This window comes from Giesbergeria anulus (genome assembly GCF_900111115.1).
In the GTDB taxonomy this organism is placed as follows: domain Bacteria; phylum Pseudomonadota; class Gammaproteobacteria; order Burkholderiales; family Burkholderiaceae_C; genus Simplicispira; species Simplicispira anulus.
Map to the genome: position 1 here is coordinate 14,039 of NZ_FOGD01000018.1, position 14,841 is coordinate 28,879.

Annotated in this window: 11 protein-coding genes and 1 pseudogene; 9 read left to right on the plus strand and 3 right to left on the minus strand. The window is 59.9% G+C overall.

Annotated features, from left to right (window positions below; all coding sequences use genetic code 11):
- The 3 genes from BMX55_RS15365 to BMX55_RS15375 all read right to left on the minus strand — a co-directional run bounded on the left by BMX55_RS15365 (window position 1) and on the right by BMX55_RS15375 (window position 4,600).
- Window positions 1–1,629, minus strand: a complete 1,629-nt coding sequence (locus tag BMX55_RS15365) for a peptide chain release factor 3 (RefSeq protein WP_091459226.1) — start codon at window positions 1,627–1,629, stop codon at window positions 1–3.
- A 147-nt stretch (window positions 1,630–1,776) separates the two neighbouring features.
- On the minus strand, window positions 1,777–3,669 hold the full coding sequence (gene glmS, locus BMX55_RS15370) for a glutamine--fructose-6-phosphate transaminase (isomerizing) (RefSeq protein ID WP_091459228.1): 1,893 nt from the start codon (window positions 3,667–3,669) through the stop codon (window positions 1,777–1,779).
- 37 nt (window positions 3,670–3,706) lie between these two features.
- Complete coding sequence (locus BMX55_RS15375; protein WP_091459230.1) at window positions 3,707–4,600, minus strand: LysR family transcriptional regulator; 894 nt, start codon at window positions 4,598–4,600, stop codon at window positions 3,707–3,709.
- 112 nt (window positions 4,601–4,712) lie between these two features.
- Between BMX55_RS15375 and BMX55_RS15380 the strand changes: the two genes are divergently transcribed.
- From BMX55_RS15380 to BMX55_RS15420, 9 genes and pseudogenes are all read left to right on the plus strand, one after another.
- Window positions 4,713–6,833 (plus strand): 3-hydroxyacyl-CoA dehydrogenase NAD-binding domain-containing protein, encoded by a 2,121-nt coding sequence (locus BMX55_RS15380; RefSeq protein WP_091459232.1) that lies wholly within the window; start codon window positions 4,713–4,715, stop codon window positions 6,831–6,833.
- Window positions 6,834–6,913: 80 nt separating this feature from the next.
- Window positions 6,914–8,101 (plus strand): acetyl-CoA C-acyltransferase, encoded by a 1,188-nt coding sequence (locus BMX55_RS15385; RefSeq protein ID WP_091459234.1) that lies wholly within the window; start codon window positions 6,914–6,916, stop codon window positions 8,099–8,101.
- A gap of 10 nt (window positions 8,102–8,111) precedes the next feature.
- On the plus strand, window positions 8,112–9,305 hold the full coding sequence (locus BMX55_RS15390) for an acyl-CoA dehydrogenase family protein (RefSeq protein ID WP_091459236.1): 1,194 nt from the start codon (window positions 8,112–8,114) through the stop codon (window positions 9,303–9,305).
- Between the two features lie 10 nt (window positions 9,306–9,315).
- Complete coding sequence (locus BMX55_RS15395; RefSeq protein WP_091459238.1) at window positions 9,316–10,452, plus strand: acyl-CoA dehydrogenase family protein; 1,137 nt, start codon at window positions 9,316–9,318, stop codon at window positions 10,450–10,452.
- A gap of 13 nt (window positions 10,453–10,465) precedes the next feature.
- Window positions 10,466–11,260 carry an oxepin-CoA hydrolase, alternative type gene (locus tag BMX55_RS15400; RefSeq protein WP_091459240.1) on the plus strand — a complete coding sequence of 265 codons (795 nt, stop codon included), beginning with the start codon at window positions 10,466–10,468 and terminating at the stop codon, window positions 11,258–11,260.
- A 28-nt stretch (window positions 11,261–11,288) separates the two neighbouring features.
- The gene (locus tag BMX55_RS15405) at window positions 11,289–12,509 is read left to right on the plus strand and encodes a CaiB/BaiF CoA transferase family protein (RefSeq protein WP_091459242.1); all 1,221 of its coding nucleotides are present in this window, start codon (window positions 11,289–11,291) and stop codon (window positions 12,507–12,509) included.
- Between the two features lie 32 nt (window positions 12,510–12,541).
- Entirely contained in the window at window positions 12,542–13,516 is a 975-nt protein-coding gene (locus BMX55_RS15410; RefSeq protein WP_091459244.1) for an NAD(P)H-dependent flavin oxidoreductase, read from the plus strand.
- 122 nt (window positions 13,517–13,638) lie between these two features.
- The gene (locus BMX55_RS15415) at window positions 13,639–14,640 is read left to right on the plus strand and encodes a Bug family tripartite tricarboxylate transporter substrate binding protein (RefSeq protein ID WP_091459245.1); all 1,002 of its coding nucleotides are present in this window, start codon (window positions 13,639–13,641) and stop codon (window positions 14,638–14,640) included.
- 40 nt (window positions 14,641–14,680) lie between these two features.
- Window positions 14,681–14,841: pseudogene (locus BMX55_RS15420) on the plus strand (electron transfer flavoprotein subunit beta/FixA family protein); the annotation flags it as partial.

A 14,841-nucleotide genomic window follows, 5' to 3' on the forward strand; every position in this document is an offset into this window, starting at 1 on the left:
TTAACCGGCGCGGCCCAAACTCAAGCCCGCGTGCTCGCGCAGCGGGTGGAAGTGGATTTTGGGAAAGCGCTCTTGCGCCAAACGTACATCGTAGGGACTGGTACACAGGTAAGCCAGCGTATCGGCGGCATCGTGGGCCAAGCGCATCGGGTAGGCGTCGGTAAAGGCGCGCAGATCTGCTGGGCTGTCTGCCGTAATCCAACGTGCGCCGGTGTACTGGCAGCTCTCTAACCGCACATCGCAGTCATATTCAGCCTTCAGGCGGTGCTGCACCACTTCAAACTGCAACTGACCAATCGCCCCCAGCAACATATTGCCGCCGGTGTCGGGCTTAAAGACTTGAATCGCGCCTTCTTCGCCCAATTGCGCCAACCCTTGCTGCAACTGCTTGGTGCGCAGCGGGTTTTTAAGCACCACGGTCATGAACATTTCTGGCGCAAAGAAAGGCAGGCCAGTAAATTGCAAACTCGCGCCATCGGTGATGGTGTCACCCAGTTGCACACCACCGTGGGTGGTAAAGCCAATGATGTCGCCCGCATAGGCTTCTTCTACCGCCTCACGGCGCTGGCTCATAAAAGTGACCACGCTGGTAGGGCGCAACTCTTTGGCGGTGCGCTGCACGCGCAGCTTCATGCCCGGCTGGTAGCGCCCTGAGGCTACACGCACAAAAGCAATGCGGTCGCGGTGGTTGGCATCCATATTGGCCTGCACCTTGAACACCACGCCAGAAAAACCCTCGTCCTCCGGCTGAATGTTCTTGACCACCGGCTGCTTGTTCACCTGCAAGGTACTGACGCGCGGGCCGGGCGAAGGAGCCATATCGACCAGCGCATCCAGCACTTCCATGACGCCAAAGTTATTGACGCCGGAGCCAAAAAACACCGGCGTGAGCTTGCCCGCCAAAAACGCCTCGTGATCCCATGTGGGCGAAGCACCCACGGCCAGCTCCATGCTCTCCATCGCGGCGTCAAATTCGCTGCCAAAACGGGCGCGCAGGGTGTCTACCTCGGTCAGGGGGATAGCTTCAAAGTCTTGCGGACGGCGCTCACTGCCCGACTCAAACACCGTCATGGTTTGGTTGCGCAGGTTGATGATGCCGCCAAAGCGCTTGCCTTGACCCACCGGCCACGTCATAGGGCAGCAAGGCATACCCAATTCGCGCTCGACTTCGTCCATGATGTCCAGCGGGTCGCGCACCTCACGGTCCATCTTGTTGACGAAGGTGATGATGGGCGTGTCGCGCTGGCGGCAGACCTCAATCAGGCGGCGGGTTTGCGATTCCACCCCGTTGGCAGCGTCAATCACCATCAGCGCCGAATCCACCGCCGTCAGCACACGGTAGGTGTCTTCAGAAAAGTCTTTGTGGCCGGGGGTATCGAGCAGGTTAATCACGTGCTCACGGTAGAGCATCTGCATCACCGACGAGGCCACCGAGATACCGCGCTGCTTTTCGATTTCCATCCAGTCGGAGGTGGCATGGCGGCTGGCTTTGCGGCCCTTGACGGCCCCAGCAATCTGAATCGCGCCCGAAAACAGCAACAGCTTTTCAGTCAGCGTGGTTTTACCCGCATCCGGGTGAGAAATGATGGCAAAAGTGCGGCGTCGCCGGGTTTCGGGAGCGTAAGACACGAGGGGATATTCCAGAAAGGAGAGGCAGCGGCAGGCAGTGCGCAGCCGCCACAGGGGCAAATGGGGATGGCCGGTCGGCGCTCAAGGCGCGCACCGAACCGGGTACAGGGGGGCAATTTTACCGGCCCGGCTCTGCCACGGGCGTGTTTACTCCACCGTCACACTCTTGGCCAAGTTGCGCGGCTTGTCCACATCGGTACCACGGGCGCAGGCGGTGTGATAAGCCAACAGTTGCAGCGGCACCACGTGCAAGATAGGCGACAAGGCACCGTAATGCTCAGGCATACGGATCACGTGGATGCCCTCACTGCTTTCAATGCGGGTGTCGGCATCGGCCAGCACATAGAGCACCCCGCCGCGCGCACGCACTTCTTGCATATTGCTTTTGAGCTTTTCTAGCAGCGCATCATTGGGCGCTACTGTGACCACGGGCATGGCACTGGTGACCAGCGCCAGCGGGCCGTGCTTGAGTTCACCCGCCGGATAGGCTTCGGCGTGGATATAGCTGATCTCTTTGAGCTTGAGCGCCCCCTCCATCGCAATCGGGTAGTGCAAGCCCCGGCCCAGAAACAGCGCGTTTTCCATGCGGGCAAAGTCTTCGGCCCAACCCATCAGTTGTGGCTCTAGCGCCAGCACGGCTTGCAAAGCCACTGGCAAGTGGCGCATGGCTTGCAGATGCGCGGCCTCTTGCTCAGCACTGAGGCGGCCTTGGGTTTGGGCCAGTACCAAAGTGAGCAAGAACAACCCCGCCAGTTGCGTCGTAAACGCCTTGGTGCTGGCTACGCCAATTTCTACCCCGGCACGGGTGATATAGGCCAAGGCACACTCGCGCACCATGGCGCTGGTAGCGACGTTGCAGATAGTCAGGGTGTGCGCGTGGCCTAGGCTTTGGGCGTGGCGCAGCGCGGCCAGCGTGTCGGCGGTCTCCCCAGACTGGCTGATGGTGACGATCAACTGGCGCGGATTGGGCACCGAGTCGCGGTAGCGGTACTCGCTGGCTACCTCCACTTGGGTGGGGATGCGGGCGATGGATTCGAGCCAGTATTTGGCCGTGCAACCGCTGTAGTAACTGGTACCACAGGCCAAAATCAGCACCGAGTCAATCTGCGTAAACACCTGCGCCGCATCGGGGCCAAACAGCGCGGGCACGATGGCGTTGATGCCATCTAAGGTATCGGCAATAGCACGGGGCTGCTCAAAAATTTCTTTTTGCATGTAGTGGCGGTACGGCCCCAACTCTGCGGCCCCGCTGTGGGCATGGACGGTACGCACCGGGCGTTGCTCTTGCGTCAGCAGCAGGCCCTCGCGGCTGGTGATGCAGTAGCGGCCCAATTGCAAATCGACCACATCGCCCTCTTGCAAATAGATGATCTGATCGGTCACGCCCGCCAAGGCCATCGCATCGCTGGCCACAAAATGCTCTTGCCCGTCTTGACACACCCCCAACACCAAAGGGGAGCCAGCACGGGCAGCCACCACACGGTGTGGCTCATCGTGGTGCAACACGGCAATAGCAAAGGCACCGTGCAATTGCGCGATAGCTGCTTGCACAGCGGTCAACAAATCGCCCGTATACAGGCTGTCAATCAGGTGGGCAATGACTTCGGTATCGGTTTGGCTGGCAAAGATGTAGCCCTGTGCCTGCAAGGCGGCGCGCAGCGGCTCGTGGTTTTCAATAATGCCGTTGTGTACCAGAGCTACTCGGCCCACCGCATCAGGGTTGCTGCTGGCATCTACCTTGGGGCCATAGCTGAAATGCGGGTGGGCATTGCTCTGCACCGGAGCCCCATGCGTGGCCCAGCGGGTATGGGCGATGCCAGTCGCGCCTTGCACTGGCACGCGCTGCACCTGCTCGAGCAACTCGGCCACCCGCGCCGTGCTGCGCGCACGCTGCAAGCCGCCTCCAGAGGCCACGCCCAAACTGGCGGTGTGTACCGCCACACCGCAGGAGTCGTAACCCCGATACTCCAACCGTTGCAGGCCCTGCACCAGCACAGGAACGATGTTGCGCAAAGAAACCGCGCCGACGATGCCGCACATAAGAGAAATTCCATTGAAAAGGTAACGCTATTGTGCGTTAAGGGGCGGGCAAAGCCCGGCCCAGCAAGAAGTCAATGCAGGTACGCACAGCACGGGTTTGGTGCCGGTTCGGCATAGTGAGCAGGTACATCCGAGTGCCAAAAATACTCAGTCGGTAATCGTCCAGCATGGTCAGCACCTCGCCAGTGGTAATTTGGTCTTGCACCACATAGTCGGGCACCAGCCCAATGCCCAGCCCGGCCAAAATGCCTTGGTGCAGAAACGGAAAATGCTCCGAAATCAGCGTCGGCTCTAGCGTCACTTCTTCGCGTGTGCCGCCCCGGTAGGCGCGCAGGCGCAACTGACGCCCGACCACCGCCGAGGTAATCAAGGGCATGGTGCGCAATTGCTCTAGGGTAGTGGGCAGGCCATGCTGCTGGGCAAAGCCCTGCGAGGCACAGGCCAAATAACGCACCTGCCCCAAATCACGCGCCACCAGCGCATCGGGCGGCTCGGGCAAGACGCGCATGGCAATATCGACTTCATCGCGGATGAGATCATCGACGCGGTTTTCAAACCGCACATCGAGCACGATGCCAGGGTACAGGCGCTTGAAGTCGATCAGCCAGTCGGATACCACCATCTGCCCGTAACCACTGGGTACGCTCAGACCGACGCGCCCTTGCAGCCCTTGACCCAAGGTGGTGATGGTTTCCCGCGCCGCCAGCAGCTCGTTGTGGATGCTGCGGCCATGCGCATACAGGCGCAGGCCCAACTCGGTTGGCTCGACGCGGCGGGTGGTGCGCCGCACCAGTTGCACGCCCACCGATTTTTCTAATTGGTGCAGGTGGTAACTCACGTTGGCCCGCGTCATTTTGAGCTTGCGCGCCGCTTGGCTGAGGTTCCCCGCATCAATGATGTCCACCAACAGGGTAAGAGAGGCCAAATCCATCATTTTGATTGTCAAATAATTTTTGACAGTCTGTCAATGAATGTTGGGATTGTCAAGACTGCTTCGCGCATCAACAATCAAGCCTTAGAACATCAATACAGGAGACACCCGCATGGGCACTGCTATCGCCACTTGCGTTGTGACCACTGCCCGCGAAGGCCGTGTGCTGGTCGTGACCATTGACAACCCGCCCGTCAATGCTTTGGGCGTGGCCGTACGCCAAGGGCTGTGGGCGGCCATTGAGCAAGCTGAACAGGATGCATCAGTAGATGCCATCCTGTTGTTGGGGGAGGGCAAGACGTTTATTGCCGGTGCCGATATTCGCGAATTTGGCAAACCGCCCCAAGCCCCGTTGCTGCCCGATGTCTGCAACCGCATTGAGGCCAGCCCTAAGCTGGTGATTGCCGCACTGCACGGCGCAGCACTGGGCGGTGGTCTGGAAGTGGCCTTGGCCGCCCATTACCGCTTGGGCCTGCCCGCCGCCAAGCTGGGGCTGCCTGAAGTCAATTTGGGCTTGCTGCCCGGTGCCGGTGGTACGCAACGCACGCCGCGCCTGATTGGCGTGCAAGCTGCTGCCGAATTGATGCTCACGGGCCGCCATATGGGAGCCAAAGAGGCTTTGCAGGTCGGTCTGCTGGATCAGCTCGATGAAGGCCCAGAGGTGCTCACCGCTGGCTTGGCCTATGCCAATGCCCTGCTGGCGCAAAAAGCCCCGGTGCGCCGCAGCCGCGATGCCGGAGCACTCATCAACCAGGCCGCCAGCCAAGCGGCGCTGAAGGTGCTCAAGGCTGAGACCGCTAAAAAGGCACGCGGCTTGTTCTCACCACTGAAAATCCTAGAGGCCATTCAAGGGGCTATCGATTTGCCCTTTGATGAGGGCCTAAAGCAAGAGCGCGCCCTGTTCCTGCAATGCCTAGACAGCCCACAACGCGCAGGCTTGATCCACGCCTTTTTTGCCGAACGCGAAGTAGCCAAAGTGCCCGAAGCCAAAGCCGCTGCACCACGCCCTTTTGCCCATATTGCCGTGATTGGCGGTGGCACGATGGGTGCTGGTATCACCGTGGCCGCGCTGGATGCGGGCCTGCAAGTAACGATGATCGAGCGCGATGCCGAATCCATCGCCCGTGGCCAAGCCCATATCGAAAAGGTCTATGACGGTTTGATCGCCAAAGGCCGCCTGACGGCGCAGGCCAAAGCCACCATCATGGCGCGCTACCAGCCCAGCACCTCTTACGATGACCTCCACGACGTCGATCTGGTGATTGAAGCGGTATTTGAAGACTTGGAAGTAAAAAAAGCCGTATTTAAAGAACTAGACCGCGTTTGTAAACCTGGTGCTGTGCTGGCCACCAACACCTCGTATCTGGATATTGACGCCATCGCCGCTGCCACCCAGCGCCCACAAGATGTGGTCGGTCTGCACTTCTTTAGCCCAGCCAATATCATGAAGCTGCTGGAGATCGTAGTGCCCTCTAAGGCTCAGGCCGATGTGGTAGCCACCGCTTTTGCACTGGCTCAAAAGATGAAAAAAACCCCAGTACGCGCCGGGGTGTGCGATGGCTTTATCGGCAACCGCATCATGGCGGTGTACCGACAGGCCGCCGACTACCTGATGGAAGATGGTGCCAGTCCCTATCAGATTGACGAAGCGTTGCGCACTTTTGGCTATCCGATGGGGCTATTCCAAGTGGTGGACTTGGCCGGGGGCGACATTGGCTGGGCCGCCCGCAAGCGCCGCGCCCCCACCCGCAACCCCCAAGCCCGTTATGTAGAAATTAGCGACCGCCTTTGCGAGCGTGGCTGGTTTGGCCAAAAAACAGGACGGGGGTTTTATCTGTACCCCGAAGGCGCACGCGCAGGCCTGCCCGACCCCGAGGTACTGGCTATCGTCGATGCCGAGCGGGCCAGAAAAGGCATTACCCCGCGCCAGTTCTCTGCCGACGAGATCATTCGTCGCTACATGGCCGCAATGATTAACGAAGGCGCAAAGGTAGTGCAAGAAGGCATCGCATTGCGCCCACTGGATGTCGATGTCACCTTCTTGTCGGGCTATGGCTTTCCACGCTTTCGGGGTGGCCCCATGAAATACGCCGACATGGTAGGCCTAGACCAAGTGCTCGCTGACATCCGTGAATTTGCCCAAGAAGACCCCCTGTTCTGGAAGCCCGCAGCGCTGCTGGAAACCTTGGTCGCCCAAGGGGTCGACTTCGACAGCCTGAACCACCGCGAATAAAAAACGGGTCAGCACCCGCCACCCACACCCAGCCCGGCTGGCCTGCCTTTTCATATTTCTGCGCTCAGAAAGGATGCCCCATGCGTGAAGCCGTCATTGTCTCCACCGCCCGTACACCACTGACCAAGTCGCACCGTGGCGAGTTCAACATCACCCCCGGTACCACCCTAGCGGCCTACGCCGTCAAGGCAGCCGTAGACCGTGCGGGTCTCGATCCTGCATTGATTGAGGATGCCATCCTAGGCTGTGGTTATCCCGATGGCCGCATGGGCCGCAATGTGGCCCGTGCCAGCGTGGTGCGGGCGGGTTTGCCGCTCAGTATTGCCGGTGCCACCGTGAGCCGCTTTTGCGCCTCGGGCCTGCAAGCCATTGCCATGGCGGCCAGCCATATCGTTGTCAACGGTGCCACGGCCATGATTGCCGGGGGTGTCGAGAGCATCTCGGGCATCCGCCGCAGCGAGGGCACCGGCTTAGATACTGGCATTGACCCTTGGGTGCTGGAGCACAAACCCGACCTGTACATGGCCATGATCGACACCGCCGATGTAGTGGCGCACCGCTATGGCATCAGCCGCGAAGCCCAAGACCGTTTTTCGGTAGAGAGCCAACGCAAAACCGCCGAGGCGCAAGCCGCAGGCCGCTTTGCCGATGAGATCGTGCCCTGCACCACCGTGACGGCCGTGACCGACAAAGACACCGGCGCTGTCAGCCAACGCGAAGTGACCGCCACCGCAGACAACTGCAACCGTGCTGGCACCACCTACGAGAGCCTAGCCAAACTCGCACCCGTCAAAGGGCCGGGCCAGTTCATCACGGCGGGCAATGCCTCGCAATTGTCTGATGGTGCCTCGGCCTGCGTGCTGGTGGAAGCCAAAGAAGCCGAGCGCCAAGGTTTGCAGCCGCTAGGGGCTTTTCGGGGCATGGCACTGGCCGGTTGCGAACCCGATGAAATGGGCATTGGCCCGGTGTTTGCCGTGCCCAAGCTGCTAGAGCGCCACGGCCTGAAGGTGCAGGACATTGACCTATGGGAACTCAATGAAGCCTTTGCCTCGCAATCCATCTACTGCCAGCAGCGGCTGGGTATCCCCGATGAGCGCTTAAACGTCAATGGCGGCGCGATCTCCATCGGCCACCCCTTTGGCATGACCGGTGCACGCCTAGTGGGCCATGTGCTTCTGGAAGGGCAGCGGCGCAAGGCCAAATACGCCGTGGTCACGATGTGCATCGCTGGTGGCATGGGTGCGGCTGGCTTGTTCGAAATTTTCTGAGAAAAACAACATGGATCTGAATTTCACCCCCGAAGAGGAAGCCTTTCGCACCGAGGTGCAAACCTTCCTGCATGAAAAACTGCCTGCCCATATTGCCAACAAGGTCAAGGCAGGCCAGCGCCTGAGCAAACAAGACCAAGATGAATGGCACGCCATCCTCAACACAAGGAGCTGGTATGCCAACCACTGGCCCCAGCAGTACGGCGGCCCCGGTTGGAGCGCGGTGCAAAAGTTCATCTTTGATACCGAGTGCGCATTGGCCGGTGGCCCGCGCATCGTGCCCTTTGGCGTCAATATGCTGGGGCCGGTGCTCATCAAATTTGGTAACGAAGCACAAAAACGCTACTGGCTGCCGCGCATCCTCAGCGGTCAGGACTGGTGGTGCCAAGGCTATTCTGAACCCGGTGCCGGTTCCGATTTGGCCTCGGTCAAGACCACGGCGGTGCGCGAGGGCGAGCACTACATCGTCAATGGTCAAAAAACCTGGACCACCCAAGGCCAGTACGCCAACATGATTTTCTGTTTGGTACGCACCGACCGCGAGGCGCGCCCACAAGAGAGCATCAGCTTTTTACTGGTCGATATGAACAGCCCCGGCGTCGAGCTACGCCCCATCCGCACCTTAGATGGCGACCATGAAGTCAATGAAGTCTTCTTTACCGATGTGAAAGTGCCGGTCGAAAACTTGGTGGGTGAAGAAAACAAAGGCTGGACTTACGCCAAATACCTGCTCACCTACGAGCGCACCGGTATTGCGGGCGTGGGCTTTTCGGTAGCCGCACTGGAAAAACTCAAGGTGATTGCAGCCAAGGTACACAAAAACGGCAAGCCGCTGGCCCAAGACCCGCAGTTTGCCGCCCGTATGGCCAAGGTCGAGATTGATCTGGAAAACATGAAAACCACCAATCTGCGCGTGATTGCCGCCGTGGCTGGTGGCGGTGTGCCGGGTGCCGAAAGCTCGATGCTCAAAATCCGGGGCACCGAAATCCGCCAAGAACTGCTGTCGCTCATCCGCCGTGCCATGGGGCCGTATGCCCTGCCCTTTATCGAAGAAGCACAGTACACAGATGCCGATGCCCCCGTGGGGCCACCAGAAGCCGCTACGGCGGCAGCCAACTACTTCAACTACCGCAAGCTGTCGATCTTTGGCGGCTCCAATGAAATCCAAAAGAACATCATCTCCAAGATGATTCTGGGACTGTGAGGCTGTTGCGATGAACTTTGAACACACCGAAGACCGCCGTATGCTGGCGGACACCCTGAACCGTTTTATCGCGGAGCAATACGGCATCGAGAGCCGCAACCACATCGCCTACGGTGCGCAGGGCCGCAGCCCGGCGCTGTGGCAGCAATTTGCCGACCTTGGTGCGATTGGTGCGCTGTTCCCAGAGGCCGAAGGCGGCTTTGGCGGCGCTGGCTTTGACATCGCCGTGGTGTTTGAAGCCTTGGGCCAAGGCTTGGTGGTGGAACCCTTTTTGGGCACATTGATGGTCGGGCAGGCACTGCTGGCAGCCGGAAATGCGGCACAAAAGGCGCGTCTGGCCGAGCTGATCGACGGTGGTACGCTCTTGGCACTGGCACACGAGGAACCAGACGCGCATTACGAGTTGGCCCGGGTCGCCACCCGTGCCGTACCGCAGGGCGATGGCTGGGTGCTGACTGGGCAAAAGGCGATGGTGCTGTTTGGCGACCAAGCCGATGTGCTGCTGGTGTCGGCGCGCACCTCCGGTGCAGTCGATAGCGAAGAAGGCATCTCGCTGTTTTTGCTGCCGGGCAATGCCGTGGGATTGGAACACCGGGGTTATGGCCGTATAGATGGCGGCCATGCCGCCGAAATCACCTTGAACAACGTGCAAGTCTGTGCGGATGCCCTACTGGGCAACCTAGGCCAAGGCTTTGCCACACTGGAACGCGCTGTGGGCTACGGCATTTTGGCCCTGTGCGCCGAGGCCTTGGGCGCAATGGATGTGGCCAAAAAGAACACGCTCGAATACCTGCAAACGCGCAAGCAATTTGGCAAGCCGATTGGCAGCTTTCAGGCACTGCAACACCGTATGGCCGATCTGCTGCTGGAAGTAGAACAAGCACGTTCTGCCGTGATTAACGCCGCTGCCGCCATCGACGCGGGCGAGCGCATCACCCGCGAGCGGGCCTTGTCTGCCGCCAAATACAGCCTAGGCCGCATTGGCACTTTGGTGGCCGAAGAGAGCATCCAACTGCATGGCGGCATCGGTATGACCTGGGAGTTACCGCTGTCGCACTACGCCAAGCGCTTGGTGATGATTGACCACCAGTTGGGCGATGAAGACCACCATCTGGCCCGCTTCATAGCCTTGGGCCAACCGCACTGAACCGGAGCGCACCATGAGCCAGGCCCTGTTGACCCGCCATGATGGCACCGTACTGGTGCTGTCCAACAACAATGTGGCCGCCCGCAATGCCCTGTCACCCGCGTTTTACACCGCCCTGACAGCAGCACTGCACAAAGCAGCAGCAGATGCCACTGTGGGGGCCATCGTCCTCACGGGGGAGGGGGGACATTTTTGCTCCGGTGGGGATTTGCGCCAATTGGCTACGCGCCGCCAAGCATCCATTGAGGAGCGTCGCACCAAGATCGAAGGGCTGCATGACCTGATCCGGGCCGTGCGCGACTGCCCCAAACCGATCATTGCCGCCGTAGAAGGTGCAGCGGCAGGGGCGGGGCTGTCGCTGGCGCTGGCCTGCGACATGCTGGTGGCCGCCCGTGATGCAGCGTTTTCGGTAGCCTATGTGAAAGTAGGCCTGACCCCCGATGGCGGGGCGACGGCTTTTTTGGCCGAGTTTGTGTCGCGCCAAGTGCTCACTGAGTTGTGCCTGACGGGCGAGCGCCTCAGTGGCGAGCGCCTGCACGCGCTGGGGCCAGTCAACCGACTGGCCGAACCCGGTCAGGCCTTGGCCGACGCCTTAGCGCTGGCCCGCCAAATTGCCACTGGCCCCGAACTGGCAATGGGCCGCATCAAAGACCTGTGCCGCCAAGCACCACACAACACCTTGGCACAACAGCTAGAGTTAGAAGCACAGTACATGGTGCATTCACAAGCGACCGCAGAGTCGTTTGAGGGTATTGGGGCATTCCTCGAAAAACGCCCCCCCGATTTCACCCGGTTACGCCAGCATTGATCTGGTGGCCTATAGGAGACAAACCGTTATGACCGATATGGACTTTCCACTGGAGGGCGTGCGCGTGCTAGACCTGTCGCGCGTCTTTGCAGGCCCAATGTGCGGCATGGTACTGGCCGATTTTGGTGCCGAGGTCATCAAGGTAGAGCATCCGGGCCGCGGCGACGACACCCGCGATTGGGGCCTGCGCATCGGCAAGACCGAAACCACCTACTACAACAGCATGAACCGCAACAAGCGGTCTATCACGCTCGATTTGCAAAGCCCCGAAGGGCTAAAAATCATCCACGACCTCCTGCCACAGTGCGATGTAGTGATCCATAACTTCAAGTCGGGCGGTGCCGAAAAGCTGGGCTTGGGCTACGAACAACTGCGGGCCATCAAACCCGACGTGGTTTATTGCGCCGTGGGCGGCTACGACAGCAGCGGCCCCGAAGCCAAGCGCCCCGGCTACGATTTGGTCATCCAAGCCGAGGCTGGGTTGATGGCCCTCAATGGTGAAGCCAGCCAGCCCCCCTTAAAGTTTGGCGTAGCCGTGGTGGACTTGATGACCGGTATGTATGCCGCCCAAGCCGTGCTGGCGGCATTGTTTCGCCGCGAGCGCACGGGCCAAGGCCGATTGATTGAGATGGCGTTGTACGACTGTGGCATCACCGTCACGGGTTACTACGGGCTAGACGCCCTCAAGCTGGGCCACGACCCAGAGCGTTACGGCAACGCCCACCCATCCATCGTGCCCTATGGCATGTACGACGCAGCAGACGGGCCGCTCATCATTGCCGTGGGCACCAATGCCCAGTTTGAAAAGTTTTGCCGCCAAGTCATTTTGCGGCCCGATATCGTAGAAGACCCCCGTTTTGCTACCAACGTGAACCGGGCGCAGAACCGACGCGAACTGCTGCCCCTGCTCAAAGAAATCATCCGCACAGGCCAACGCGATGTGCTGCTCGAACGCCTGACGGCGGCGGGCATTCCCTGCGGCAAGGTAGTTGGCCTGCACGAAGCCCTGACCAGTGAGCGCACCCGCCGCAGCGGCCTGCTGCGCGATATGCCGCACCCCGTAGCAGGTACAACCCCGGTGTTTGCACCACCGTATCGCCTAGATGGCCAGCGCCTGCCCGTGCGCCAAGCACCACCGACGCTGGGCGAAGGCACGCGCGAGGTGTTGCAACAACTGTTGCAACTGCCTGAAGAGCAACTGCAAGCGCTACAAGCCCAAGGGGTGTTGACGCTACCACCCCTTGCCTAAATCCAACGATCCCGCCTTGGCCGTTCATCACCATGCAAACACGTATCACTGAACTTTTTGGCATCGAGCACCCCCTCATTCAGGGGGGGATGCACCATGTCGGGCTGGCCGAGTTGGCCGCAGCGGTGTCTAACGCCGGGGGGCTGGGCATCATCACCGGCCTGACACAACGCACCCCGAAACTGCTGGCACAAGAAATTGCGCGCTGCCGCGCCATGACCGACAAGCCCTTTGGCGTCAACCTCACCTTTTTGCCCTCGGTACAGCCACCCGACTATCCGGGTTATGTCCGCGCAATCATCGACGGCGGCGTGAAAGTGGTGGAGACGGCGGGCAACAACCCACAGCAATGGCTGCCTGTACTCAAGGAGGCAGGCATTAAGGTGATCCACAAATGCACCTCGGTACGCCATGCCCTCAAGGCCCAATCCATCGGCTGCGATGCCATCAGCGTGGACGGCTTTGAATGCGGTGGCCACCCCGGCGAGGATGATGTGCCCAACTTCATCTTGCTGCCGCGCGCTGCGCAGGAACTAAAAATCCCGTTTGTGGCCTCTGGCGGCATGGCAGATGGCCGCTCACTGGTAGCGGCGCTGGCCTTGGGAGCCGAAGGCATCAACATGGGCACGCGCTTTATTGCCACCCAAGAAGCGCCAGTGCATGAGAACGTAAAACAAGCCATCGTGGCAGCCACTGAGCTAGACACCCGCTTGGTGATGCGCCCACTGCGCAATACCGAGCGCGTATTGCACAACGCAGCGGTAGAGCGCCTGCTCGCAAAAGAGCGTGCACTGGGAGCCAGCCTGCGGTTTGAAGACATCCTGCCTGAAGTGGCAGGCGTCTATCCACGCATCATGCAGCAGGGCGACATGGAGGCGGGTGCTTGGTCTTGCGGCATGGTGGCAGGGTTGATCCACGACGTGCCCACTGTCGAGCAACTGATAAACGCCATCATGGCCCAAGCCCACGCACTCATCACCGAGCGGCTGGCTGCCATGCTGCGCTGAAGTCAAACGCGCCTCTCGCCTTTACCCATCACCCGATGTATGCAAGCTGCGCCAAGACAGCCATCCCGATCTGTGGCTAGGCCACAAGACCACCCGTCAGAAAAACTCAAAGGAGACAAAAAATGGAACACTTCCATATCCAGCGCCGCCAATGGCTACAAGTAGGTGCCCTAGCAACGGGCAGCGCCCTACTGGGTGCTCCAGCTTGGGCACGGACGGATTACCCGACCAAGCCCATCAAACTGATTGTTCCCTTTAACTCTGGGGGGGCCACCGACATCGTAGCCCGCTCTATCGGCGAAAAACTGGCCACACGGATGGGCCAACCCGTGCTGGTGGATAACCGCGCTGGCGGCAGTGGCGTCACCGGCACAGACTTTGCCCTCAAGTCTGCACCCGATGGCTACACCTTCCTGATTTCGCTGGGCACCACCATGCTGATTAATCAGTTCTTGTACAGCAAGCTACCCTACCACCCGCAGCGCGATCAGGCACTGATGACACAGATTGCCCTGGCCCCGGTCACTTTGCTGGTCAATCCCAAGCTGCAGGTAAACAATGCCACCGAGCTATGGAGCCACATTACGCGCAACAAGGGCAAACTGTCTTACGGTTCTTGGGGCAGCGGCTCGTACTCTCATCTAGCTTGTGCCTGGATCAGTCATAACTTGGCTGCCGATATGACTCACGCTCCCTACAAGGGCGAAGCCCCCATGATGCAGGACTTGGCTGGAGGCCAAATTGACATGGCCTTTGCCAGCTTGCAAGCGGCCAAACCCCATATTGACTCGGGCAGGGTCAAGGTGCTTGCCGTCACTGGCGAACAACGCATGGCGGCATTGCCCCAAGCAGCAACCCTGATCGAGCAAGGCATCAAAGACGAAATCTTTCGGATCAGTGGCTGGCTGGGCATGAGCGCCCCGGCACGTACACCCACCGATGTGCTGCAACAGGTCACGGCAGAGGTTCGGGCCATCATTACCCTGCCAGAGATCCGCCAGCGCATCCAAACCATGGGTTTTATTCCAGTGGGCAACACCTCTGAGCAGTTTGCCGCTGTCATACAAAATGATGCTCCGATCTGGGAGCGGGTAGTCAAGCTCTCTGGGGCCAAACTGGACTGAATTTTCCTTTCCATCCCCATCAACCTAGGAATTCAGAGACATGAAAATCATCGTCCCCGTCAAGCGCGTGGTGGACTACAACGTCAAAGTGCGCGTCAAAAGCGATGGCACCGGCGTAGACATCGCCAACGTCAAAATGAGCATGAACCCCTTTGACGAAATCGCCGTCGAAGAAGCCGTGCGCCTGAAAGAAAAAGGCTT